This window comes from Paraburkholderia sp. CNPSo 3272, from assembly GCF_024206495.1.
Taxonomy (GTDB): Bacteria; Pseudomonadota; Gammaproteobacteria; order Burkholderiales; family Burkholderiaceae; genus Paraburkholderia.
This window is the reverse complement of the sequence record NZ_JAMBPQ010000021.1, coordinates 110,810-134,568: the sequence shown is the minus strand read 5'-3', so window position 1 is coordinate 134,568 and position 23,759 is coordinate 110,810. Positions and strand designations below refer to the sequence as shown.

Genomic DNA, 23,759 nt, shown 5'->3' with positions numbered 1-23,759 from the left:
GGTGCGGGCGGTGGCCACGGCTCTGGGTCGGGCTCAGGCTCTGGGTCGGGCTCAGGATCAAGCTCGGGCTCTGGTGCAGGTAGTTCCGGTGCAGGTAGCTCCGGCGCGGGCAGTTCCGGCGCAGGCAGTTCCGGCGCAGGCAGTTCCGGCGCGGGCAGTTCCGGCGCAGGCAGTTCCGGCGCGGGCAGTTCCGGCGCGGGCAGTTCCGGCGCGGGTAGCTCCGGTGCAGGCAGTTCCGGCGCGGGTGGCTCTGGGGCAGGCAAAGGCGGCGCGGGTAGCTCCGGTGCAGGCAGTTCCGGCGCAGGCAGTTCCGGCGCGGGCAGTTCCAGTGCAGGTAGCTCCGGCGCAGGCAGTTCCGGCGCGGGCAGTTCCGGCGCAGGCAGTTCCGGCGCAGGCAGTTCCGGCGCAGGCAGTTCCGGCGCGGGCAGTTCCAGCGCAGGCAGTTCCGGCGCGGGCGGTTCCAGCGCAGGTAGCTCCGGCGCAGGCAGTTCCGGCGCGGGCAGTTCCGGCGCGGGCAGTTCCGGCGCAGGCAGTTCCGGCGCAGGCAGTTCCGGTGCAGGCAGTTCCGGCGCAGGTAGCTCCGGCGCAGGCAGTTCCGGCGCTGGCAGTTCCGGTGCAGGCAGCTCCGGCGCAGGCAGCTCCGGCGCAGGCAGCTCCGGTGGCAGTAGCTCAGGTGGCAGTAGCGCCGGTGCAGGCGGAAGTTCGAGTGCGGGCAGTTCCTCAGGCAGCGCGAGCTCAGGCGGGCCCGGCGGACCTATGGGCCGCGGTGGGTCACCAGGCATGAGTGCACGGACGGCCGTGGTCGAAATCGTACCGCCCCCTCCTCCGGTGCCAATTGTCGACGCAACGGTTACAAACGCTCATAGCCCACCGCCGCGCTCGGATTATCGGCCGAATGCGTTGGTGATACCCACGCCAGCCGGGAGCGACACTGCCCCGCCACCGAGTACGACCGCGTCGGTCCGAGGCACGGGCAGCGGGGCAGCCACCGCGCCGGTTGCGAACTACGCCCCGCCGGCCGCGGCGGCCCCGGCCCCTGTTGCGGTCGCGAAGCCAGCTGCCGCGCCGGTTGCAAACGACTACGGTCCGCCGGGCGCGGGTGGCACGGGCAGCGGCGCCGGTCCTGCACGGGCTGCGAACAACCATGGACCGCATGGCGCGGGCGGCACAACCAAAGCGGGTTTCGCCGTAGATACAGGCGGTTATGAACCGCCAATTCTGACGCCGACGAGCACGCCATAAGCGCATTCATGCTCGCGCGCGCTTGAACTGGCGCTCACACGGTACGAACTCGGCGGCGCCGACATGCTGCCCGCGTTGCGCGCGGGCGTGTGCCTCGAGACCGAGGACAATCTCAACGATCTTTACAGATTGATCGTCCAGACGATACCCGAAGCGCAAGCCTGAGCGACCTCACTGCGCTGCGCAGCCTTCCATTCTTGCTGACGCTCGAGCGAGCCGGGGCTCGCTCGAAATAGACATCTGCAAGCGGGCTACACGAATTCACGACAACGTGGCGAGCCCTGCGGCAAACAACCGCACCGCAAACGCCCGATGGCGTTGGGCCGTGCAATCGGTGCGCGTCGTACACTGTGCGTTTCGACGCTCGTATCCCGGAACGCCGTCGTGCCCATTCACTATCTGCGCAGCTTCACCTCTGTCGAACGCACCGACCAGGCCAACCTGCGGCTTGGCCGTGCGCTGGCCTGGGTCGCCGGTGCAATCAACGCGGGCGGGTTCCTCGCCGTTGGGCAGTACACCTCGCATATGTCGGGCATCGTCTCGTCGCTTGCCGACAGCACCGCGCTCGGCGATAGCGGCATCGCGTTGTCCGCTATCAGTTCCGTCCTTGCCTTTGCGAGCGGCGCCGCGACTTCCGCCATTCTGATCAACTGGGGACGCTGCCGTTGCGCGCGCAGCGTCTACGCGCTGCCGCTCATGCTCGAAGCCGCGCTGCTCCTTTGCTTCGCCGCGCTCGGCACGAATCTCGGCATCCATCGCGTTCTCTTCGTGCCGCTGACGGTAGCCGTGCTCTGTTACATCATGGGCGTGCAGAACGCCATGATCACGAAAATCTCGCACGCCGAAATCCGCACGACGCATGTGACCGGCATCGTGACTGATCTGGGAATCGAACTTGGAAAGGCGCTCTACTGGAACTGGGGCGTGCCGTCTTCAGCGTCGCATCGCGTGGCGGCCGACATGCAGCGCGTACGCGTACTCGGCTCCCTGCTCGGAATGTTCTTGCTTGGCGGAACGCTAGGCGCCGTGGCCTTCCGGCATTTCGGATTTGCCGCGGGCGTTCCGTTGTCCATGCTACTGGTGATCCTGGCGAGCGTGCCGGTCACCGACGATTTGCGTCGCCTGCCGCTGCGCGACCTTTTTTGACGAGTACGTCGGTCGCAAGCGGGCCGATACCGCCAACTCATTCGCTTATCAGAAACCGATCGCGATTCTTCGCGTCCTTGATCCAGTTCGGCGCGCGTCCCCTGCCGGACCAGGTCGCGCCGCTTGCGGGATCGCGATATTTCGGTGGCGCCGCGCTATGCGAAAGCCCCGACCTGCCGCGACGACTACCAAAGATGTCCTGCTGCGTGTACCCGAATTCGGCCACCTTTGCGCGAATATCGGCGAGAACCGTCTCGAACTCCTGCTGACGGGCGACGGCCGCCTGACGCTCGAGTTCCGCGAGTTGTGCCTTCAGTTCCTTGTACGTTGCCACGAATCGTCTCCTGCGCGTGGACACCATTCGCTAATCATAGTGGCTTTCGCTTACGCCCCCATCCAACGTGATCGCATGACATTCGCGGCAGGCACAGCAAGCTCACGCAGAAGACCGTTCAGGCCGTGACGAAGACGATTGCCCCCGCATCGGCAACCTGGGCGAACAACCGCACGAAACGATAGCTTTGCTCCTGGATAGTCAGTTCGTTGAGCCCGGAACGCGTACCCTCAAGTATCGCCCGGGCCACCGGCTCCGGAATCGCGCCGAGGTGTGCCCAGTCTTCCGGCAACAGCGCGGGATCGCCCAGATAGACCTCGTTTTTCCCGCCAGGCGTTCGAACGAGAATCAGGCTTCCCCCCTTGTCGAGCGCAATTTCCAGGTACTCGGACAAGGTTGCCAATGCCTCTGTGTCGACATCGCGGGCGGCATGTGAATTAGAAGTCATAGGGTGGCCACGCTGAGTAGTATGTCGATCACTATCGTACCCCCGCTCCTGCCTGTTCGGCGCATTTTGGCAACGGGACGCGTTCAGGGATGTAACCCGAACATACCGTGCCAGATCGCACTGAAGAGGTTGGCGTGACGGCGATCGTCGGACTTTTGCGACTCCTCGCCCCCTGCGCCGTGCGATGAAGACGGCGGCGCAGCCTCGTGCGGCTCCGCGGCATTGCGCGGCGTGGCGTTCTCCGCCTGTCTCGACAGGTGCAGCGCGACAGCGCCGTCGGCAATGCGCCCGGCCAGTTGGGACTCGCAATCGCCGGCGAGCAGTGCGCCGAACACGACGTCGCGGTTGTAGCCCTGCTCCGCGAAGCGCATGGCCACGCTCACGTGCCGCGCATACGCCTCCTGGCGCGCCGCCTCCTGCGAACGCGCCTCATCTTCCCGCTCGCGGGCCATACGCCCCATCTCCTTGGCATAGACCGCGTCGTAGACGCTGCGCTGCGCCGGATCGGAAAGAATCGCGTAAGCCTCCTTGATCTCCTGGAACTGCGCATGAGCAGCGGCTTCGCGTCCCATATTACGGTCGGGATGCGCTTTCATCGCGGCCCTGCGGTAGGCCCGCTTGATGTCGGCCTCGCTCGCGTCGTCGCTTACGCCCAGCAAGTCATACAACGTCGCCATGGCTCGCATAAATGGAAGTGAGATGCGGTCGATCGTAGCATGTCGTCCGCAGACGCACCGCGCGAGCGATGGCGATCGCCAGGCGGCAACCGATCAATTGTCCTAAGCAAACGGGCAGCGGAGATCGAACTCCGCCCGCGCCGCCAGCGCGCAGCACCCGGGTTCTCAGCGTCGAACCCGGGTCCAGCGACACCACTCGTGATGATCGAGATTGCGCAGCAAATCGGCCCTGCGCCTTTCGCGCCGGTAGTGAGCGGTGACACCAACTGCGGCTATTACGAGCACGATCGTGCCGGCAGCCATACCCAGCCAGGACTGGTCCACGTCAGCCTCCTCGGATCCATGCGGATCGCAACCCAATTGTGAGCAACGCACTCTGAATATAGCCCGTCCATGTGACAGACTATGCGGTCTCGACCGCCGATCAGCGCACTCGGGCGACCGCTCTCAGTAGCGCATCGCCTTGAGGCGTCACGCGGGGCGTAGGGAAGCCGGATTCGGGCGTATCGACGATGACCAGGTGAAGATCGCGAAGCGCACCGAGTTCCTCCCGGTTCGGCTCGATCCTGCCCGGGGCGTTCTTTATCAGCATCAACGTGGCAAGTTCGTGGGGGCTCAACATGTTATTTCCCTCCCGCTTGATCCTGTTTGATCACGCTTGTTCGCGACTGCGCGAGCACTCGCGGCCCGAATGCCGTGCGTACTACCGCAGCTTCGCCACAGTCTCCGACGCAATGTCCATGCATGCGCGCGTGTACCCGGCCGCCTGCAAAGCAACCCACGGTAATATCTCGACCTGGTTGCGGACAAATTGCTCGGGCGTCTGCACGGACAACATGCCTTCGAAGTGCTGTTGCGAACCAGCGAATATCGACCTGCAAGTCGCGAGATTCAGGCGCGAGAGTTCACAAAAACCGTCGAATAGATGACCGGTCAACGTAGTGAACTGTGCGGCCCACGATTCGCTTGCCGCCGCCGCGAATTTTTGATTAGACATACTAATTTACCCACCGTGCATTTCATCAATCGTTATGTCTGTATCGACCGCGTTTGATGTATGGCTTCTCAACGCGAGTGCCGTTGCCCATTCAGAAGCGCATGTCGGTGTCGGGCTAGAGCCTTGATTCTAACTTTGTTAAATCCGCCTCATGAATGCTAGTTGAGTCGGGAGTTTCCCCAATTCATTACGCGGATGGTTTCACCTTGGAGTTTGGCGGCCGCAAGTGCAGAACAGGCTTGCGAAAAGTTGACTTGTCAGCCTGGATCTCCGCCAGTCAGACAAGAAAGACGAATTACGGGTTTCGCGCCGTCCGGAGATGCAAGACGTCAAACAAGGTACCGCTTGCGATGAGGATTGATCGCAAGCGGAATGTGAGTGCAGCGCTGTTGCGCTCGCAAGCAAGGGTGAGCGGGCGATCAATACGCAGTGACTTTCACCGCATTGCGTTGCGCAAGCATCTCGCGTATGCGCGCCAGATGCAGATCGCCAACGGCCGTATGAACGGGCTCCACCTTGCGGGCACGACGCGCAGCAGGCGGCCACGCACCGAGGTATCGGCACAGCGCGGATACGAACGGCCGCTTACCTCCCTCAGCCAACCGCCGGCTCGCAGCGGACACGCGATCCGCCCCTACATTTGCCACCAGCCATTCAAACGCCTGACGGTCTTCGTCATTCACAATGCGAATTAGCGATTCCATGCGACGCTCCTACTGGACGTAAACACATACTGTGAATTTATACAGTATTTTGCGTCAGTGCAAGGCAAGTTTGAACTGGCCACTAGGGAGCGTTCGTGGGGTAAGGAAAGATCGGAAGTCGCCTCCTGGCGGCGTTGCCTCGGGTGGAAACGCTCGCGAGACATTACTCGCTGGCCGCGGCATCCCCCTTCTGGACTTTCAAGCGGTTCGTCACGGCCTTCACGCCGAGCACGGGCCGTGCAGCATTGCCCGCGCGCGAGATCTGCCAAGTCTCCGGGACTGTGCCCGAGAGCGTAACGACGCCACGGCTGACCCGAATGTGAATGTCCGAATCGTCGAGATCCGGAACGCGCCTGATGGCACGGCGAACGTCACGCACCACTGAGGTATCCGGCCGGCTTCCGGGTGTCGATGCCGAGACTCTCAGCACGGCCACACCGGCCGGCTCGCTCCCCTCGGTTTGAGCGTTCGCACTGGCAGCGCAGGTCGCGATAGCCACGAATACCATTGCGCCGATCGTTCCGTTCGCACCGTTTCTGTTCATGCTGCCTCCGTCGGGTCGAGTCAGCCGAGGCAAACCGCCTCTTCTACGCGTATGTTCGCACAGGAATTCACGCGTCGCGTTCTCGATGGCCTGCCCCGCCACCTGCCTGTCCGAGCGCATACGACGACGCAGCGGATGACTTCGGCGCCGCACTGCGCTACCCTAACAACTCCGATACAGAAGGTCGTCGTATAACCATGTCACACATCAGCACGGGCGTCGAATACGGGCTGCATTGCCTGCTCTATCTTGCCGGCACGTCGGCCGGCGTGCGCGAGGCGAGCGTGCGCGACCTCGCCGAAATGCAGGGGGTGCCCGTCGATTACGCAGCCAAGCTCTTCACGCGCCTCGCCAAGGCCGGCATCGTCGAGTCGACCGAAGGCATACGCGGCGGCTTCAGGCTCGCGAAACCCGCGCGCAATATTTCGGTGCTGGATGTCGTCGACGCCATCGACGGCGAAAAGGCGCTGTTCGACTGTCGCGAAGTGCGCCGGCAATGTGCCGTTTTCGACGACGAGCCGCCCGCATGGGCCACGCGCGGCACCTGCTCGATCCATGCCGTGATGCAGGGCGCCGAGCGCGCCGTGCGAGCGGAGCTCAAACAACACTCGATTGCCGATCTCGCCACCCGCGCGTACTCCAAGGCGCCGGCCAGCTATCACCACCATGTGGTGGACTGGTTCACGGAGCGCGCAGCCAATCGGCGCGGGTAACGACCGTCGCTTTGCGAGGCCGTCGATCATGCGAGAAAACGCGGCGCCTCCAACGAGGCTTCCGCGTCCAGTCAGATCCGTCGTTATCCTGAAGGATCAGGCAACCACGATGCGCAGCGGATCTGCGGCGGCGAGCGCTTGCTCGCGGTCCGCGCGAGGCGGATAGATCCATTCGGAGTTGATCCGGTGCTTGAGCTTCTTCGCCTCGGCGCCCTGAAGCTTCACCTCGCGCTCCCAACCTTCCGTGTAGACCGCGCCCCACGGGCCCAGGTCCAGACAGGTCACGTACTTCGGCTGGCTATACGGAATCGGCGCGAGGCCGAGCAGATCGGCTGCTGCGTTGTGGCCTGCCGAGCGCCCCAGGTTCATCGCATGCTGGCACGACATCATCGTGTGATTGCCTTCGTCGTCGGTGGCTGCGCGGGCGACGTCGCCCGTCGCGTAGACACCGGGCACGCCCTCCACCGCGAGATTGCGATCGACGTGAAGACGCCCCATGGCGTCGAGGCGGCCCGGAATCTGCGCGGTCAACGCGCTCGCACGCAGCCCGGCCGTCCAGATCACCGTGTGCGATTCGATACGCTGCCCATCCGTTGTCGTGACGCCGCCGGCATCCACTGAAGCCACGCCCGAGCCGAGCTTCCAGGTGACGCCGAGCGAACCCAGCGCCTCTTCGATAACGGGACGCGGGCCCGCGCCCAGATCGGGGCCGATCGCATCGTTACGCTCGACGATGACCACCTTCACATTTGCCTGCTCGCCCAGCGCCGCGCGCAGGCGTGCCGGCATTTCCGCCGCGGTCTCGATGCCGGTGAATCCGCCGCCCGCCACCACCACGGTATTGCGCGCGGGCGAGTCCGGCTGGCTGGCCAGACTGCGGATGTGCGTTTCCAGTTCGACCGCTTCGTCGGTCTGGTCCACACTGAAGGTGTGATCGGCCAGGCCCGGGATCGACGGGCGGAACAGCCGGCTCCCCGTAGCCAGCACGAGGCGGTCGTAGCCGAGCGTAGAGGACTGGCCATCGACATCGGTCAGATCCACGGCCCGGCGCTCCACGTGAATGCGCTCGACCGTGCCCTGGATGAACTTGACGCCAGTCGCATCGAAGATTTCCCTGAGCGGCGCGCGGAAGTTCGCGGGGCCCTCTTCGTACAGACGCGGCCGGACATGCAGATGCGGGTCCGGCGCGACCAGCGTGATCTCCACGTCCGCGCGCCCCTGCTCATCGAGCAGCCGCGCCGCGCTTAGCGCGCTCCACATGCCGGCGAAGCCGGCCCCAATAACAAGAATACGCTTCGACATGTGTGCTTCTCCAGTGCAGGGATACGTGATATCGGTGGACCCGCGCCGCGCCTGCGCAACGCATAACTCCGATTCTATGAGTCGTAGTTTAACCGCGCAAGCCCCCTCTTTGGGACGCACTGTTGACGAATCAGACAACGATGCCGCGTGGCCGGGCCCTACATGCCCATGCTCGTGCCTCCCCCCGTGCTTGTGCCGGTACCTGTGCCCGTGGTCGTGGCTGGGTTCGAAGTCGCATTCAAATCGATTCGTCCATACACGCCATCGGCTTCGTCATTCGGCCCCGCGGCGAAAAACAGTGTATTGGAAGGCTGGTTGCTGATGTCGTTGCCGAACGCAATGCCCCAAACGCCTGGCTCGACGAGCGCATTGCCGTTCGACCCGGTGAGCGGCCCCATCGACTGGCCGCTCGATGCATTGAACGCGTTGACCGCGCCATTACCGAAATTGCCGATCAATATCGCGCCGCTCATCGAGCCGAAGTTCGCGGGCGCTTGCGCAATGCCCCATGGCGCGTCGAGCGGACTGCCCGCCGCGAAGCGCTGCTTCAGGTTGCCGGCCGTGTCGTACACGTCGACCATGCCGAGTCCCGCGCCTGCAACATCGTCGTGCTTCGCCGCGTCCTGCATCGCATACGTGACGAACAGATTCGAACCGATCGCCTGAATGCCGAACGGCGCGAAGCCGGCCGGCATCGCCGGGTCCGTGAAGCCGCCGGGCATGGTGACCTTGTTGAATGAGGTATTGAAAACGTCGATCTTGTTGTTATGGAAGTCGCTCGCGTAGAGGAAGTTCGCGTTGTTCATCGTCGCGAGCGCGAGCCCCTTGTACACGGCGCCGCCCGCGCCGTCGTCGTACATGACGAATGCGTTGGTCGGCCCGACCGTTGGCGCCCACGCGGTGATGGTGCCGCCCTCGCCCGCGAAGATGAACGCCGCGAGGCCGGACTTGCCGTTTTCCGTGACGGTGAAGCTTTGTGTGCCGTTGAAGACGATGCCCGTGGGCGATGCTGTGCCGTTCTTGCCGCTGGGTATCGCGACGATCAGCGATTGCGGCACGCCGTTGCCGTCATAGAGTGTTGCGACATTCGTGCCGTTGTCCGCCACCCATGCAAAACCATTCGGATTGAAGGCGACACCCCACGGGTTTTTCAGATTCCCGTCGATGTGCGCGGCCGCCACCGCACCATCGGAAACGAGCGCGGTCGCCGTGAACGACGATGGCGCGGCCACACTAGCACTGCTGGGACCCGAACTCGAACCGGAACTGCCGCCGCACGACACGAGCGTCGCGATGGCCGCACCACATGCTACGACGCCGAATACGGCGAGTAGAGACTTCATGACCGCACTCCTCGTTCAGTCCAAGGGACTAACGGACAAAGAACGAGAAGGATGCGGCGTTTATTCCAGCGAAGAAAAAGGGCTTGTTCCGCGGGCGATCGCATGACGGAACCAGCCAGCGAAAATGCATGGCGGGCGACGAGCGCTATGCGTGACGATCCGGTGCCTGCAGCCTTGCCGATACCGGCGGCAATCTGCGCGGCGTACCGAGCAGAGCGAGTTGCTTCTCGTGCGGATTCAGCGCGCCGCTGTCGCGCTTGTCCGCTTCGGCATACTTTTGCGCTGCATGAGAGAAATCGCCTTCGCCTTCCAGCGCCTGCCCCCAAAGTTCATACGAGGGCGCGAAATCGGGACGGAGTTCCACCGCGTGCGCCAGTTTGACGATCGCCGCGTCGTATTGTCCATTGTCGATGAGCGCTTCGCTCCAGTCATGCAGGATGTTCACGTCGTCGCGGTGCATTTCATCTGCGCGATGGAACGCGCCGAGGGCTTCGGCGTACCGGTGCGCGTGCAACAGGACGTCGCCGAGCAAGCGCTGGTTCTCTGCAGTACTCCACCGCTCGTGAGCACCCGCTCTCAGCTCCTTGATCGCAGCATCGATTCTCCGCTCCTGCTCGAGCGCAATGCCGAGATTGGCCCTCAAGACGGCCGAGTGCGGATACAGCAAAAGCGCGTCGCGCGACTGCTGCTCCGCCTCCTCGGAGCGGTTTTGCCGCAGCAGCAGCCAGCCTTTTCCGGCGAGCGCCCATTGGTGTTGCATTGAGCCCGGCCGGCCAAGGACATCGTCATAGATGGCTTCGACCTCGCTGTAGTCGCATTGGCCCGGCGAACACCGTGTCTTTTGCACCGCTGCGAAGACATGGCTCGCGAGCGTATTCGGTTCGACGAGCCGCATGACCTTCGTCGCGATGTCCCGCATCGACTGGTTGAAGTCATTGCCGGTGAACGCAACGTCGTCGTGCATGGCGTTGAATGGCCCATTTTCGATCTGAATATGCGCGACATATGCATCCGCGCTGCCGTTCGCATGGGTAATGCCGATATGGACGACCACGTCCTGCTTGTTCCTGAACAGCGTCGATTTCAGAAAGCCGACGATCGAGGAATAGGACATGTCCTCACCCGGCAGCTTGATATCCGGATTGTCGTTGTCGGCCAGCGAGGCATCGTGCGGGACCGCGTCGCTGTCGCCGCTTATCCCACGCATTGCAGCGAGAATTCGTTCTGCCAGGAATTCGGGGGTATAGCCGGCGTCGGCAAGCGCTTTCGGTGTTTCCACCGGTGGCACCAGCACGTGCTGCGTGAGCGCGCCGGAGATGACGAGCCAGCAAAACGGACCGGCCAGGACCAGGATGATCCAGGGGAGCACAAAAGGCCACGCCGCTCCTGGCAAGCGGCTGATCCACCCGATCAGATACCACACATGCGACAAGCCACCTGGCCTGCGATCCGGAACGCTCGACATGTTGCACCTCGGCTCGGCTGCAGTTGGCTGGGCCCAACTGTCGGTCAGCGTGAACGCATCGAGTGTGCCAGCGCTGTCAAACGCTGACTGCGGGGGGTTTGGCTAGGTTCGCGAATTTCGCGCGTAGCGGGTGTTATCTCCTGACCAACGCTCGGACACGGCGACTGCCGGTTCGCAACCGACACCTGCGAACACGCTCTCACTTCACCGCCTCCGCCTCTTCGACCTCGCCCGCCACGGGCACGTTACCCGAAGGGCTCATCATGCGGGGCTGCAGCATCAGCGCAACGAGTCCTGTCCAGCCGGTCTGGTGCGATGCGCCGACGCCGCGCCCGTTGTCGCCGTGGAAGTACTCGTGAAACAGCACGAGATCGCGGCTGCGCGGATCGGCCTGGAGCACGGGGTACGCGCCCATCACCGGCCGCTCGTTGTTGCGGTCGAGCAAAAAGAGCGTCGTGACGCGGCGCGCCAGCTCGTCGGCGATCTGCGCGAGCGAAAGCTTCTTGCCCGAGCCGGTCGGATACTCGACGCGAAAATCGTCGCCATAGTAGCGGTGGAATTCGTACAGCGACTCGATCAGCAGATAGTTGACCGGCATCCACACCGGGCCGCGCCAGTTCGAATTGCCGCCGAATACGCGCGAGTCCGATTCGGCGGGCAGGTATTTGACACGAAAGTCGCAACTGTTGTGCCGGTAAACGAAAGGTTCGTCGAGATGGGCGCGAGAGAGCGCACGCACGCCGTAGTCCGAGAGAAATTCGGCTTCGTCGAGCATCCGCCGAAGCAGTGCTTTCATCCGGTGGCCGCGCAATAGCGAGAGCAGCAAGGAATTGCCCTTGCCGGGCTCGTTCCAGCGCGACACGAGGCTGGCGAGGTCGGGCCGGTGCTGGAGGAAGAAGACTAGCCGCTCGCGCAGCCCCGGCAGTCCGCCGTGCACCCGCTCCTCCAGCACGCGCACCGCGAAAAAGGGAATCAGCCCGACGATCGAGCGCATGCGCATCGGCACGCTGGTGCCGTCCGGCAGCCTCAGTTTGTCGTAGAAGAACTCGTCAACGCTGTCCCACAGGCCCGTCTCGCAGCCGTCGTCGCAACTCACCGCGCCCGCGATATACAGGAAGTGCTCGAAGAATTTCACGCCGATATCGACGAACACATGGTTCGCGAACGCGAGTTCGAGCGCGATGCGCATCAGATCGAGCGCGTAGGCCGCCATCCATGCGGTGCCGTCCGCCTGGTCGAGGTGCCCGCCTGTCGGCAGCGGCGACGAACGATCGAAGATGCCGACGTTGTCGAGCCCCAGGAAGCCGCCCTGGAAGATGTTGTGGCCGTCGGCATCCTTGCGGTTCACCCACCACGAGAAATTCAGCAGCAGCTTGTGGAAGACAAGTTCGAGAAAGTCCCGGTCCGCCTTGCCGGTGATCGCGCGATCGATCTCATACACGCGCCACGCCGCCCACGCGTGCACGGGCGGATTCGCGTCGCCGAAGGCCCATTCGTAGGCGGGCAACTGGCCGTTCGGATGCTGGTAGCGGTCCTTCACGAGCAGCAGCATCTGCTTCTTTGCAAACATCGGATCGACCAGCGCGAACGCGACCGCCTGAAACGCGAGGTCCCACGATGCGTACCACGGGTACTCCCATTTGTCCGGCATCGAGAGGATGTCCGCGTTGCACAGGTGCCGCCAGTCCGCGTTGCGCCCGCGCTGGCGCGCGGCGGGCGGTGTCGGCTGCAGCGGGTCGCCTGCCATCCAGCGGTTCACGTCGTACTGGTAGTACTGCTTCGACCACAGCATGCCCGCCAGCGCCTGGCGCTGCACGAGCCGCGCGTCGGCGCTCTCGATGTCGCGCTGCAGCGCGTCGTAGAACGCATCCGCTTCGGCAATGCGCTGCGCGAACAGGCCGTCGATGTCGAGCGCCACGTCCTCCTTCGGCGCGGACAGCGGACGCCAGCGGAACGTGACGACCGCGCGGCCGTGCGCCGCGATCTCGAGATGCACACGCGCGGCCGCCTTCGTGCCCGCGTCGCGCCGGATCGCGTCGTTGTTGCCGTGCACGATATAGTCGTCGAAACCGTCCTTGAATGGACCGGCGCCGTCCATGCCGAACAGACGCTTGACGTTGGTGTCGTTCTCGCAAAACAGCCACTCGACGCGCTCGCCTCCCTTCGCGGCAGCCGTCACTACGAGCGGCTCGTGCGTGCCGCAGTGCGCGACGACGTGCTCCCCACCGGAGGACGAGACCAGCGTGAGCGACGGCCTGCCGCCCGCGGCCTTCCACGACCACGTGTTGCGCGCCCAGAACTGCGGCAACACATCGATCGATGCGTGCTGCCCGGCGCGGTTCTCGACAGTCACTCGCATGACGATGTCTTCCGGCGTGTGCTTTGCGTATTCGATCTGCACATCGAAATAACATTGATCGTCGAATGCGCCCGTGTCGAGGATTTCATACTCGGGCAAGCCGGCGCCGCGCCGCGCGTTTTCGTCGATCAGGTCCTGGTAGGGAAACGCCGCCTGCGGGTACTTGTAGAGCATGCGCATATACGAATGCGTGGGCGTGCTGTCGAGGTAGAAGTACAGTTCCTTCACGTCCTCGCCATGATTGCCTTCTTCATTCGTGAGGCCGAACAGACGCTCCTTCAAAATCGGGTCGAGGCCGTTCCACAGCGCGAGCGAACAACACCAGTCCAACCGCTCGTCGGCGAAACCGCCCAGCCCGTCCTCGCCCCAGCGATAAGCGCGCATGCGCGCGTGGTCGTGCGGGAAGTAGTCCCACGCGGTGCCGTGCTCGCTGTAATCCTCACGCACCGTGCCCCATTGGCGCTCGCTGAGGTACGGTCCCCAGCGCTGCCAGCGCGCGTAATCGGCCGAGTACAGGCGTTGGCCTTCAACGGTGTGGATAAGGCCGGCGGCGCGCTGCAGCATGGACATCTCCTTGAATTGGGGCGCGGGACGGCGGGTGCCGCGAGTCTCCCATGCTAGCGCGGTTTGCCCACCGGGCGTGCGCGCGGCGCTACAGGTGCGGGCTAGCCGGCGCCGCCGAGCCGTTTGAGGACACGCAACAATTCGCCGAGCGACCATGCCTGGAACGGTGTGCCGCCTGGCCGGTGGGGCGCATCGCCATCGGCGACCTCGGAAACATGGTCGAGTCCGGCGCGGTCGAGATGCGCGAGCAGCGGCGCGATGAACCGCTCGCGCGCGAGCGCGCGCTGCGCCGAAGTATCGCCGTTCACATAGAGCCAGGCGTCCACGAAGGGGCCGAGCAACCAGGGCCAGACGGTGCCCTGATGATAAGCGCCGTCGCGCTCCAGCACGCCGCCACGGTAGTGCCCGCGATACGCGCGGTCCGACGGCGCGAGCGTGCGCAGCCCCATCGGCGTGAGCAGATCGGCTTCGACCTGCGCCACGACCGGGCGCGCCGCATCGCCTTCGAGCAGCGCGAACGGCAGGCCGCCTGCCGCGAAGATCTGGTTCGGCCGAATCGAGCGGTCGGCCGTGCCGTCCACGTGATCGACGTCGACCACGTCGAACAGCGCGCCCGTCGACGGATCGACAAAACGCCCGGCAAACGAGGCGCTGGCGCGCGCCTCGAACTCGCGCCAGCGCGTATTCCATGCCGCGGCGATGCGCAGCGCGTTGATCCACAGCGCCTGAATTTCGACCGGCTTGCCGATGCGCGGCGTGACGACCCAGTCGCCCGCCTTCGCATCCATCCAGGTGAGCTGCACGCCCGGCACGCCGGCTCGCAGCAGGCCATCACGCGGGTCGGCCGCGATCCGGTAGCGCGTGCCGCGCGCATAGCCTGCGAGGACGGCGTCGACGGCGCATTGCAGCGCATGCCGCGCTTCGGGCGGCACGTTCCCGGCCGCGAAGTACTCGTGCACCGCCACGACGAACCATAGCGATGCGTCGACCGAGTTGTATTCGGGCGCGCCGCCCGCATCGGCGAAGCGGTTCGGCAGCATGCCCTCTGAAACGGTCGCGGCCCATTCGAGCAGGATCGCGCCCGCCTCCTCGTAGCGCTCATTCGCGAGCAGCAGACCACGCATGGCGATGAACGTGTCGCGGCCCCAGTCGGTGAACCACGGATAGCCCGCGACGATCGTGCGGCCGTCGCCACGCGCGACGACATAGGCGTTGGCCGAACGCTGCAGGCGCGAGCCCAGCGACGCCCGGCGCACTTCTTCGAAGCCGGCGAGCAGCTGCGCGCGGCTCACCGCGCTTTCATTGCGGTCGAACGAGGTGTCCGGCGCATTAGATGATGGTTGCGCGCGCAACAGTATCACGGCGTCGCCTTTGCGCAGATCGAACGTGAAGACGCCTGGCGTCGCGAGATCCTCGATGCAGTCAAGACCGCGTTCGCGTTCGCTCGTATAGCAGAAGTTGCGGTACCAGTCCGGCGCATGCGTATAGGCGCCGTTCGAACGCGCGACGACGGCGGGCAGATCGCCGTACGGTTGCCAGCGCACGTATTCGCCGTCGATCCGGGCGTCGAAATCGAACGCGGGGTTCTGGTGGTGCAGCCCGTGATAGTCGCGGCCCGAGATCAGCGGGCGGACTTTCAGCACTGTACTGCCAGCGCCGGACGATGCCTCGAGCCGCCAGCGCAGCACGGTTTCGCGGCTCGCCTTCGCCACGAACACTTCTGCTGTGAGCACGGCGCCGCCGTCCAGCCGGTAGCGCCACGTGGGCCACGGCGACGTGTCGAAGCTCGCGATGCGCTCCGAGGTGTCGGGGTAGAGCAGATCGGGCGCGTAGCGCTGCATCGTCAGCGCGGTTTTGCGCTCCCCGTCCTCGAGCCAGGCTTCGATGCCATTGATTAGCACCACGCGGTTCGTGGGCGGCTGCGTAGCCGTGAGCAGCAGCGCGTGATAGCGGCGCGTACGTGCGGTGCCGACGGTGCCAGATGCGAATCCGCCCTCGCCGTCCGCTTCGAGCCATTCGTCGTCGAGGCGCTGCGCATCGATAGGGCTGTCAAGACGCGTCATCGGTTGTCCTCGTTTACCTGCCTGCAGGGCTAGCCCAGGTCGGGCCGCCCGCGCCGCTGCCGGCAATGGATCTGCGCGGGCACCTGAATGGACTCGGGCGCGCCTTCGCCTTCGAGCAGCGAAAATACGCAACGCAGGCTGTGTTCCGCAAGTTGAGCGCTGTCCTGCACGATGGCGTCGATGCGAAGCGGCAGGCAGTCGAGCAGTTGATGATCGTCGAAGGTCATCACGCAGCCCGGCGCCTGCGTGAGCTGGTGTGCTTCGTTGACGAACTCCAGCAAGCCTTCGAGCAGCGTAATCGAACCGGCGAACAGCGCCTCGGGATAGCGCCCGTGCGCTTCGAACCAGGCCTTCATCAGCGTATAGCCCGACTCCCGCTGGTAGTCGCGCTGAAAGACCCAGTCGGCCTGTTCCGCAATGCCGTGGCGCTCGAGCGCGAGCCGATAGCCCGCAAGGCGGTCGCGGCTCGGTGAGAGTTCTGGCTGGCCGCCGAAGAACACCACTTCGTGCGCGCCCTGCTCGATCGTTTCGCCCACCAGGGCCGCCACCGTTTCGGCGGCGTCGGTAATCACATAGGGAATCGCGCTCGTCGCCACGCGGCGGTCGGCGAACACGATCGGCAGACGCTTGACCCACTTGTCGTAGCGCGGCGCATCGGCGGTGCACGGTACGACCACCACGCCATCCACCTGCTGCGCGACCAGATGCGCGATGCCCTCGGTCTCGCGCACCGGATCTTCGTCGCTCGTCACGATCACGAGCTGATAACGGTAGCGCTCGCGGCACTGCCATTCCATGGCCTGGGCGAGCGCGGCGTGCGCCGAGTTGGTCAGATCCGGAATCACGAGGCCGATCGTGTTGCTGCGCCGCGAGCGCAGCGCGCGCGCCGATTGCGACGGCGTGAAATGGTGGTCTCTCGCCACCTGCAGCACGCGCTCGACCGTCGCCGCCGAAATGCGGTAGCGCTCGGCATTGCCGTTGATCACCATGCTGGCCGTGGTGCGCGAAACCTCCGCGAGGCGGGCAATGTCGTCGATAGTCAGACGCTCGAACTGGGACACGCGGCGTTCCTGCTAGGTGTGGGTTGGGGTCGGGTGAACGCGGGAGCGAAGAGCGGGCGATGCGGCTGCGAGCCGGGGCAAGCCCCAAAACGAAGCGCCCCGTGTGGCACGGGGCGCGCAGTCGCTCTCGGCGCGCGCGGACGCGAAGATCTTCGCGTCCGATGGTACTACGCTCGCGCGCGCCTGAAAACGTGCCTACTGCTTGTACAGGTTCAGCGGCACCGGAATGAACTTGTCGACCCGCTGACCGTCGACCACCTTCTTCGCGGCCTGCACGCCATACTGGCCGATCAGTTCGGGCTGCTGCTGGACGGTCGCGGCCATCTGGCCGGCCTTGACCGCGGCGATCGCGTCGTCGGTGGCGTCGAAGCCGACCACGGCCACGTTCTTCAGGCCCGCAGCCTGCAGCGCCTTGACCGCGCCCAGCGCCATTTCGTCGTTCTGCGCGAACACGCCCTGAATGTCCTTGTTGCTCTGGATGACGTTTTCCATCACCGAAAGGCCCTTGGCGCGATCGAAGTCGGCCGGCTGCTTCGTGACGATCTTCACGCCGCCCTTTGCCGCGATTTCGTCGTCGAAACCGGCGCCGCGCTCGTTGGCCGCCGACGAACCCGGAATGCCTTGCAGCTCGACGACGTTGCCCTTGCCACCCAGCTTCTCAGCGAGGAAACCGGCAGCCATCTTGCCGCCCGCCTTGTTGTCCGAAGCGATATGCGAGCTGACTTCCGCGCCGCTTACGCTGCGGTCGAGCGAAATCACCTTGATGCCCTTGCTGGTCGCTTCCTTCACGACGTTGGCCACCGCCGATGAATCGGTCGGGTTGATCAGGATGACGTTGACTTTCTTCTCGATCAGGTCTTCCACACTGGCCTGCTGTTTGGCCGGATCGTTCTGCGCGTCGACGGTGATGAGCGTCACGCCGTCCTTCTTCGCTTCGTCTTCGGCGCCCTTCTTCAGCGAGACGAAGAACGGATTGTTGAGCGTCGAGATCGACAGGCCGACCGTGACCGCGCCGCCCGAAGCCGGCGCCGCAGCCGACGCGCCAGCATCGGCCGTGCTGCCCGGACCTTCCTTCGAGCAGGCCGCGAGGCCCAGCACGAGCGAACCGGCGGCGAGCGCCGCAAAGAGTTTCGAAATCGACGGCGAATTGTGCTTATGCATAGTCTTCCTCCTCGTTATATGTGGAGTGTGTGGAGATAAAACCTCAGGATACCTATTGATGCCAAACTGCCGCGCCAGGCGAATGAAGCGTGGCGCGGCCTGGGTATTACGACGACTTCTTGTTGCCGCGATCGATCAGCACGGCGAGCAGGATCACGATGCCCTTGATGACCTGCTGATAGAACGACGACACGTCGAGCAGGTTCAGGCCGTTGTTGAGCACGCCGATCAGGAGCGCGCCCACGAGCGTGCCGAAGATCCAGCCGCGGCCGCCCGTGAGGCTCGTGCCGCCCAGCACGACCGCCGCGATGGCGTCGAGCTCGTAGCCCGTGCCGGCGGTCGGCTGCGCGGAGTTCAGGCGCGAGGTCAGCACCACGCCCGCGAGCGCCGACATGACGCCCGCGATCGTGTACACCCACAGCTGGATGCGATCGACCTTCACGCCGGAAAGCTTCGCCGATTCCGCATTGCCGCCCGTTGCATAGATATGACGGCCGAACACGGTCTTGCGCAGCAGCACCCAGAACACGCCGAACATCGCGAGCATCAGGACGACGGGAATGGGCACGAGGCGCGCGACATAGCCGCCGCCCAGCAGCGAAAAGAAGTCGCTATTGAAGCTGCTGATCGGGCTGCCGTTCGACACGACGAGCGCGAGGCCGCGCAGCACCGTCATCGAACCGAGCGTGGCGATGAACGGCGCGACCTTGCCCTTGCTGATAACGAGACCGTTGGCGAAGCCCATCAGGCCGCCAGCCACGAGGCCAGCGAGCGTCGCGACGATGGCGGGCGTGCCCCCGCTCAGCAGGGTCGCGATGATCACCGAAGAAAGCGCGAGCACCGAGCCCGCCGAGAGATCAATGCCGCCGAGCAGGATCACGAGCGTCATCCCGAACGCGATCAGCGCGTTGATCGACGCCTGCCGCATCACGTTGAGCAGGTTGTCGAGCGTGAGGAAATCGCGGCTCACGATCGAGAGCGCCACGGAAATGATCAGCAGTGCTACGAAGGGTCCGAGCTTTTGCAGCGTCGCCCGGCTGCCGGGGGTGAGGGTCACTTGCGACATGTCATGTCTCGCTAGTTTTCAGTGTATGAGTAAGCGCCTTCGCTCAGGCCGCCACGGCTTGCGCGGCGCTCGCCTGGCCGCCGGCTGCCGCCGTCATGATCAGTTCCTGGGTGGCCGTGGCCGCTTCGAAGATGCCGTTCTGGCGTCCCTGATGCATGACGAGAATGCGGTCGCTCATGGCCAGCACTTCGGGCAGCTCGGACGACACCATCACGATGGCCACGCCCTGCTCGGCCAGCTGATTGATGATCGTGTAGATCTCCGCCTTGCCGCCCACGTCCACGCCGCGCGTGGGCTCGTCGAGCAGCAGCACCTTCGGCGGCTGCGCCAGCCACTTCGCAAACACGACCTTCTGCTGGTTGCCGCCCGAAAGCGCCTTGACGTCCAGTTCGGCGTCGCGCGTACGCACGCGCAACTGCTTGATGAGACCGTCGACGGCGCTGCGCTCCGCGCGCTCGTTGACGAAGCCGAGGGTGGCGTACTGGTCCAGATGTACGAGCGTCGCGTTTTCGCGCACCGACATGCCGAGCACGAGCCCCTGTCGCTTGCGGTCTTCCGTAACGAAGCCAATGCCCGCCGCAATCGCGCTGGACGCGTCGCGCACCTCGAGCGGCTTGCCGTCGAGCGTGACCGTGCCCGCGCTCTTGCGGTTCGCGCCGAACAGCGTGCGCAGAATCTCGCTGCGGCCTGCGCCCATGAGCCCGGCAATACCGAGCACCTCGCCCGCGCGCACGTCGAACGTAATGCCTTCGATATGGCCTTCGTCCGCCAGACCCGCCACGCGCATGCGCACGTCGCCCGGCGCATGGCTGCGTTTCGGGAAACGCTCGCCAATCTCGCGGCCCACCATCAGGCGCACGATCTCGTCGAAACCGGTCTCGCGAATCGCGCGCTCACCAACGAAATGGCCGTCACGCAGCACGCTGATCTTGTCGCACACGCGAAAAATCTCTTCCATGCGGTGCGAAACGTAGACAATCGCCACGCCGCTTGCCTTTAGCGACTGCATGATCTCGAACAGCGTTTCGATCTCGCGATTCGTGAGCGCGGCGGTCGGCTCGTCCATCACGAGGACTTGCGCATTTAGCGACAGCGCCTTGGCGATCTCCACGAGTTGCTGCTGACCGATCGAGAGCAACCCTGCTTCGGTCTGCGGATCGATCCGCTGCGCGCCGACCTTGTCGAGCCACTTGCGCGCCTCTGTGCGCATCGTCGCGACATCGACCATGCCGAAGCGGCTCGGCTCGCGGCCAAGGAACAGGTTCTCCATCACCGTCAACTGCGGGATGAGGTTCAATTCCTGGTGAATGATGGCAATGCCCGCGCGTTCGGCCTCGACGGTGCTGCGGATCTGCACCGCGCGCCCGTCCACGAGGATCTCGCCTGCGTCGGCTTGATAAACCCCGCTGAGAATCTTCATGAGCGTCGATTTGCCTGCGCCGTTCTCGCCCATCAGCGCATGGATCTCACCCGCCTCAATGCGGAAATCGACGCCTTCGAGCACTCGAACCGGACCGAACGCCTTGCCGATCCCCTGCATCATCACTTGCATCCTGGACCTCTCAGAAGATCACGCCCGAATGCAGAATCACATTCGCGTAAGGACTGCATTCGCCGGTGCGGATCACCGCCTTCGCCTCGCGGCAGCGGCGCTTGAATTCTTCGTGCGGCACGTTTTCCACGGCGATGTGCGTGGCGGCCATCTCGCGGCTGCGCGCCACCACGGCCGCGTTATGCGTCTGCGCCTCGCTCGCGAACACCGCGCGCTCGGCCTTGAAGTCGGCGAGCACGCTGTCGAGCACGGCGAAGAAGTCGGGCACGCCCACCGCGAGCGAAACGTCGATGCATTCCACGCCGTCGGGAATGGGCAGCCCGCAATCGGCGATCACGAGGCTGTCCGTGTGGCCCATGCGCGCGAGCACGCGTGCGATGTCGCGATTCAGATGTCCGTGTTTTTTCACTGCGAATCTCAGACTTGCGTGTTCAGAAAGGCTTCGAGTTCGGCAAGCGTGGGCATGCCGCCCTGCGCACCGGCGCGCGTCACCGAGAGCGCGCCTGCCGCGTTCGCGCGCCGCACGGCCTCGCCAATGCCGAGATGCCAGAACGCCGCGAGCGCGCCGTTGAAGGTGTCGCCGGCGCCGGTCGTATCGACGGCTTCGACCGGGAATCCCGGCTGATGCACGAGCGCGCCATTGGCGTCGGCGTAGTACGCGCCGTCTTTACCGTGGGTCATGGCGATGCGCACAGGCGAGCGCGCGATGACCTCGGCCCACGCGCCTTCCGGCGTTTGCAGGGCGGTAGCGAGTTCATGCTGGTTGGGCGTGAGCAGCGTAGTCAGCTCGAGCAGTTCGCCGCTCAGTTCGACTGCGGGCGCGGGATTGAGAAAGAATGGTTTGCCGTGTTCGCGGGCGCGCCGCGCGGCGTGCAGCACCGTTGCGTAGGGCACTTCGAGTTGTGCGAGCACGACGTCGGCCTCGGCGATCGCAGCACTTGCATGGTCGATGTCCTCGGGCGAAAGCTCGTGGTTCGCGCCGGGCACGACGATGATCGCGTTATCGCCGCCCGAGAGCGTGATCGACGCGATGCCGGTCGCCTCGCGACCCGTGCTCACATGCGCGATATCGACGCCTTCGCGCGCCAGCGTCGCTTTCATCTCGCCGCCGAACGCATCGGCGCCGACGCAACCGATCATCGTCACCTCGGCGCCAAGACGCGCCGCCGCGACCGCCTGGTTCGCGCCCTTGCCGCCCGGATGGGTCGAGAAACGCGTGCCGAAAAGCGTTTCGCCGAGCCGGGGAAACGTGTCGGTCGTGACGACCATGTCGATGTTGATGCTGCCCACCACCACTACGCGCGCCATTGCACTCCCTTTCGACGGCTTGCCGCGCCTGCGGTTTTTTGCCGTGCTAAAACGTAATCAGCTTGGGAGCGCAGTTATACCAGAGTCCTCAGGCAGGTGAAATAGACCCAGGGTATAACCGGATGCGCAGAAGAATATGTCCCCGATTATTGACGGCCAGCCGGAGCGGGGCACCGGCGCTATGCGAATCCGGCGGGGGGGCCCGTGACGCGATCCTTGCGCATCACACGTCGATACCTAGCGCGACGATGCGCCGGTATAGCGTCGCGCGCGCCATGCCGATCTGCGCGGCGGCTTTCGTCACCTGGCCGCCGGCCGCGCGCAACGCTTCGGCCAGGAAGCGACGTTCGTAATCGCGCATTGCTTCGTTGTACTGCTGATGCTGCTGCACGCCGGTGTCGTCCTGCGTATCGTGCTGAGAGGCCCCCTCCTCGTCCCGGCGCTGCCCGCGCCCATCGCCGATGAAGCGCGCGAGCGAGCGCGCATCGATGCGCTCGCTATCCGATAGCAGCACCGCGCGCTCGAGCGTATTGCGCAACTCGCGCACGTTGCCCGGCCAGCCATACGCACACAGCACCGCGAGCGCATCCTTGTCGAGTTCGAGATGCCCCGCGCCGCTTTCCACCGCGAGCTTGTCGAGAATCGAATACGCCATCGCCTCGATGTCCGCCAGGCGTTCGCGCAGCGGCGGCACGCGAATCATCAGCACGTTGAGGCGATAGTAGAGGTCCGCGCGAAACCGGCCCTGCGCCACGAGCGCGGGCAGATCCGCCGAGGTCGCCGCGATGATGCGCACGTCGGTGCGCACGATGCGATTCGAGCCGAGCGGCTCGAACTCCTGCTCCTGCAAAACCCGCAGCAATTTTCCCTGCAGCGCGAGCGGCATGTCGCCGATCTCGTCGAGAAAGAGCGTGCCGCCCTGGGCCAATTCGAACTTGCCGATGCGCCCCTTGCGCTCTGCGCCCGTGTACGCGCCCGCCTCCGCGCCGAAGAATTCCAGTTCCAGCAGCGTGTCGGGAATCGCCGCGACGTTCACCGTCACGAGCGGACTGTCCGCGCGTCCGGACGCGCCGTGTATGGCGTGCGCGAGCAGCTCCTTCCCCGTGCCCGTTTCGCCCAGCAACAGCACCGGCGACGCGAGACGCGCGGCCCGGCGCGCCTGGCGCTTCACTTCGAGGCTTGCAGCGCTCGTGCCGATCAAGCTCGAAAAGCTGTATTTCGCGCGGCGCACCTGCGCGAGCGACTGGCGCGTGCTGATCAGTTCGGCTCGCAGCCGCGCGTACTGGCTGAAGAGCGGCGACAGTCCCTTGAGTTCGTTGAACAGCACGAAGCCGACGGCGCCGATCGTTTCGCCGTTGTCGTCCTTGATCGGCAAACGCGTGACGACGATCGGATCGCGGTCGGTCTCGAGAATGTCGAGCAGGATGGGCTCGCCCCCCTTCACGACGTCGCGCATCATGCTGTTCGGAATGACGGCTTCGCAATCGAGACCGATCACGGCCGTGGGGTCGTCAAAGCCGAAGCGCGCCGCGTAGTGCTGGTTGATCCAGACCACGCGCGCGTTGCGATCGACGATCACGGTACCTTCGCTGAACTTGTCGAGCGATTGAAAGAGCGATTGCATCGCCAGCTTGCGCACGTGGTCGTAGTCGGCCAGCAGCGCGGTCGTTTCGATTTCCATTCGGTATTTTTTTGGGTCGCGGCCTGACG

General features: G+C 64.8%; 22 protein-coding genes and 1 pseudogene. 3 read left to right on the top strand and 20 right to left on the bottom strand.

Annotated features, from left to right (window positions below; all coding sequences use genetic code 11):
* Positions 1–782 (bottom strand): annotated as a pseudogene (locus tag M3I53_RS24025) (hypothetical protein); the annotation flags it as partial.
* Positions 783–1,626: 844 nt separating this feature from the next.
* On the opposite strand from M3I53_RS24025, the gene M3I53_RS24020 reads away from it, so the two are divergent.
* Complete coding sequence (locus tag M3I53_RS24020) at positions 1,627–2,388, top strand: YoaK family protein (RefSeq protein ID WP_254318339.1); 762 nt, start codon at positions 1,627–1,629, stop codon at positions 2,386–2,388.
* Positions 2,389–2,425: 37 nt separating this feature from the next.
* Here the strand turns inward: M3I53_RS24020 and M3I53_RS24015 are convergent, their stop codons facing one another.
* From M3I53_RS24015 to M3I53_RS24005, 3 genes are all read right to left on the bottom strand, one after another.
* Positions 2,426–2,722 (bottom strand): H-NS histone family protein, encoded by a 297-nt coding sequence (locus M3I53_RS24015; protein ID WP_254318338.1) that lies wholly within the window; start codon positions 2,720–2,722, stop codon positions 2,426–2,428.
* Between the two features lie 118 nt (positions 2,723–2,840).
* On the bottom strand, positions 2,841–3,116 hold the full coding sequence (locus M3I53_RS24010) for a hypothetical protein (RefSeq protein ID WP_254318337.1): 276 nt from the start codon (positions 3,114–3,116) through the stop codon (positions 2,841–2,843).
* Between the two features lie 137 nt (positions 3,117–3,253).
* Complete coding sequence (locus M3I53_RS24005; protein WP_254318336.1) at positions 3,254–3,847, bottom strand: J domain-containing protein; 594 nt, start codon at positions 3,845–3,847, stop codon at positions 3,254–3,256.
* A gap of 198 nt (positions 3,848–4,045) precedes the next feature.
* On the opposite strand from M3I53_RS24005, the gene M3I53_RS24000 reads away from it, so the two are divergent.
* The gene (locus tag M3I53_RS24000) at positions 4,046–4,213 is read left to right on the top strand and encodes a hypothetical protein (protein ID WP_254318335.1); all 168 of its coding nucleotides are present in this window, start codon (positions 4,046–4,048) and stop codon (positions 4,211–4,213) included.
* Positions 4,214–4,271: 58 nt separating this feature from the next.
* Here M3I53_RS24000 and M3I53_RS23995 read toward each other — a convergent pair whose 3' ends face one another.
* The 4 genes from M3I53_RS23995 to M3I53_RS23985 form a co-directional block, all read right to left on the bottom strand.
* Positions 4,272–4,469: a hypothetical protein gene (locus tag M3I53_RS23995; RefSeq protein ID WP_254318334.1), complete on the bottom strand. Its 198-nt coding sequence runs from the start codon at positions 4,467–4,469 to the stop codon at positions 4,272–4,274.
* A gap of 81 nt (positions 4,470–4,550) precedes the next feature.
* Positions 4,551–4,844 (bottom strand): TIGR01841 family phasin, encoded by a 294-nt coding sequence (phaP, locus tag M3I53_RS38680; protein WP_375542571.1) that lies wholly within the window; start codon positions 4,842–4,844, stop codon positions 4,551–4,553.
* A 419-nt stretch (positions 4,845–5,263) separates the two neighbouring features.
* A complete protein-coding gene (locus M3I53_RS23990) occupies positions 5,264–5,548 on the bottom strand; it encodes a hypothetical protein (RefSeq protein ID WP_254318333.1) in 285 nt (94 codons plus the stop codon).
* A 163-nt stretch (positions 5,549–5,711) separates the two neighbouring features.
* Positions 5,712–6,092: a BON domain-containing protein gene (locus M3I53_RS23985; protein ID WP_254318332.1), complete on the bottom strand. Its 381-nt coding sequence runs from the start codon at positions 6,090–6,092 to the stop codon at positions 5,712–5,714.
* 197 nt (positions 6,093–6,289) lie between these two features.
* On the opposite strand from M3I53_RS23985, the gene M3I53_RS23980 reads away from it, so the two are divergent.
* Complete coding sequence (locus M3I53_RS23980; RefSeq protein ID WP_254318331.1) at positions 6,290–6,805, top strand: Rrf2 family transcriptional regulator; 516 nt, start codon at positions 6,290–6,292, stop codon at positions 6,803–6,805.
* A 96-nt stretch (positions 6,806–6,901) separates the two neighbouring features.
* On the opposite strand, the gene M3I53_RS23975 is transcribed toward M3I53_RS23980, so the two are convergent.
* The 12 genes from M3I53_RS23975 to M3I53_RS23920 form a co-directional block, all read right to left on the bottom strand.
* Positions 6,902–8,107 (bottom strand): NAD(P)/FAD-dependent oxidoreductase, encoded by a 1,206-nt coding sequence (locus M3I53_RS23975; protein ID WP_254318330.1) that lies wholly within the window; start codon positions 8,105–8,107, stop codon positions 6,902–6,904.
* A gap of 158 nt (positions 8,108–8,265) precedes the next feature.
* Positions 8,266–9,450 carry a TIGR03118 family protein gene (locus M3I53_RS23970; RefSeq protein WP_254318329.1) on the bottom strand — a complete coding sequence of 395 codons (1,185 nt, stop codon included), beginning with the start codon at positions 9,448–9,450 and terminating at the stop codon, positions 8,266–8,268.
* A gap of 145 nt (positions 9,451–9,595) precedes the next feature.
* Positions 9,596–10,915, bottom strand: a complete 1,320-nt coding sequence (locus M3I53_RS23965) for a tetratricopeptide repeat protein (protein WP_254318328.1) — start codon at positions 10,913–10,915, stop codon at positions 9,596–9,598.
* Positions 10,916–11,114: 199 nt separating this feature from the next.
* The gene (locus M3I53_RS23960; RefSeq protein ID WP_375542570.1) at positions 11,115–13,838 is read right to left on the bottom strand and encodes a glucosidase; all 2,724 of its coding nucleotides are present in this window, start codon (positions 13,836–13,838) and stop codon (positions 11,115–11,117) included.
* A 101-nt stretch (positions 13,839–13,939) separates the two neighbouring features.
* Positions 13,940–15,901 (bottom strand): amylo-alpha-1,6-glucosidase, encoded by a 1,962-nt coding sequence (locus M3I53_RS23955; protein WP_254318326.1) that lies wholly within the window; start codon positions 15,899–15,901, stop codon positions 13,940–13,942.
* Between the two features lie 29 nt (positions 15,902–15,930).
* The gene (locus M3I53_RS23950) at positions 15,931–16,962 is read right to left on the bottom strand and encodes a substrate-binding domain-containing protein (protein ID WP_254318325.1); all 1,032 of its coding nucleotides are present in this window, start codon (positions 16,960–16,962) and stop codon (positions 15,931–15,933) included.
* Positions 16,963–17,157: 195 nt separating this feature from the next.
* Entirely contained in the window at positions 17,158–18,123 is a 966-nt protein-coding gene (gene rbsB / locus M3I53_RS23945) for a ribose ABC transporter substrate-binding protein RbsB (protein WP_254318324.1), read from the bottom strand.
* Positions 18,124–18,229: 106 nt separating this feature from the next.
* Entirely contained in the window at positions 18,230–19,189 is a 960-nt protein-coding gene (locus M3I53_RS23940) for an ABC transporter permease (protein ID WP_254318323.1), read from the bottom strand.
* 43 nt (positions 19,190–19,232) lie between these two features.
* Positions 19,233–20,732, bottom strand: coding sequence for a sugar ABC transporter ATP-binding protein (locus M3I53_RS23935; protein ID WP_302057812.1), 1,500 nt, complete (start codon positions 20,730–20,732; stop codon positions 19,233–19,235).
* A gap of 19 nt (positions 20,733–20,751) precedes the next feature.
* Positions 20,752–21,150: a D-ribose pyranase gene (rbsD, locus tag M3I53_RS23930; RefSeq protein ID WP_254318321.1), complete on the bottom strand. Its 399-nt coding sequence runs from the start codon at positions 21,148–21,150 to the stop codon at positions 20,752–20,754.
* Positions 21,151–21,158: 8 nt separating this feature from the next.
* The gene (gene rbsK, locus M3I53_RS23925) at positions 21,159–22,049 is read right to left on the bottom strand and encodes a ribokinase (protein WP_254318320.1); all 891 of its coding nucleotides are present in this window, start codon (positions 22,047–22,049) and stop codon (positions 21,159–21,161) included.
* Between the two features lie 223 nt (positions 22,050–22,272).
* Entirely contained in the window at positions 22,273–23,730 is a 1,458-nt protein-coding gene (locus M3I53_RS23920; RefSeq protein WP_254318319.1) for a sigma-54-dependent Fis family transcriptional regulator, read from the bottom strand.
* Positions 23,731–23,759 lie beyond the last annotated feature (29 nt).

Excerpts from the sequence above, each read along its gene's own strand:
- M3I53_RS24005 (WP_254318336.1), bottom strand. The coding sequence starts at position 3,847 with ATGGCGACGTTGTATGACTTGCTGGGCGTAAGCGACGACGCGAGCGAG.
- M3I53_RS23995 (WP_254318334.1), bottom strand. The coding sequence starts at position 4,469 with ATGTTGAGCCCCCACGAACTTGCCACGTTGATGCTGATAAAGAACGCC.
- phaP (WP_375542571.1), bottom strand. The coding sequence starts at position 4,844 with ATGTCTAATCAAAAATTCGCGGCGGCGGCAAGCGAATCGTGGGCCGCA.
- M3I53_RS23990 (WP_254318333.1), bottom strand. The coding sequence starts at position 5,548 with ATGGAATCGCTAATTCGCATTGTGAATGACGAAGACCGTCAGGCGTTT.
- M3I53_RS23985 (WP_254318332.1), bottom strand. The coding sequence starts at position 6,092 with ATGAACAGAAACGGTGCGAACGGAACGATCGGCGCAATGGTATTCGTG.
- M3I53_RS23980 (WP_254318331.1), top strand. The coding sequence starts at position 6,290 with ATGTCACACATCAGCACGGGCGTCGAATACGGGCTGCATTGCCTGCTC.
- M3I53_RS23975 (WP_254318330.1), bottom strand. The coding sequence starts at position 8,107 with ATGTCGAAGCGTATTCTTGTTATTGGGGCCGGCTTCGCCGGCATGTGG.
- M3I53_RS23970 (WP_254318329.1), bottom strand. The coding sequence starts at position 9,450 with ATGAAGTCTCTACTCGCCGTATTCGGCGTCGTAGCATGTGGTGCGGCC.
- M3I53_RS23965 (WP_254318328.1), bottom strand. The coding sequence starts at position 10,915 with ATGTCGAGCGTTCCGGATCGCAGGCCAGGTGGCTTGTCGCATGTGTGG.
- M3I53_RS23960 (WP_375542570.1), bottom strand. The coding sequence starts at position 13,838 with ATGCTGCAGCGCGCCGCCGGCCTTATCCACACCGTTGAAGGCCAACGC.
- M3I53_RS23955 (WP_254318326.1), bottom strand. The coding sequence starts at position 15,901 with ATGACGCGTCTTGACAGCCCTATCGATGCGCAGCGCCTCGACGACGAA.
- rbsB (WP_254318324.1), bottom strand. The coding sequence starts at position 18,123 with ATGCATAAGCACAATTCGCCGTCGATTTCGAAACTCTTTGCGGCGCTC.
- M3I53_RS23940 (WP_254318323.1), bottom strand. The coding sequence starts at position 19,189 with ATGTCGCAAGTGACCCTCACCCCCGGCAGCCGGGCGACGCTGCAAAAG.
- M3I53_RS23935 (WP_302057812.1), bottom strand. The coding sequence starts at position 20,732 with ATGATGCAGGGGATCGGCAAGGCGTTCGGTCCGGTTCGAGTGCTCGAA.
- rbsK (WP_254318320.1), bottom strand. The coding sequence starts at position 22,049 with ATGGCGCGCGTAGTGGTGGTGGGCAGCATCAACATCGACATGGTCGTC.
- M3I53_RS23920 (WP_254318319.1), bottom strand. The coding sequence starts at position 23,730 with ATGGAAATCGAAACGACCGCGCTGCTGGCCGACTACGACCACGTGCGC.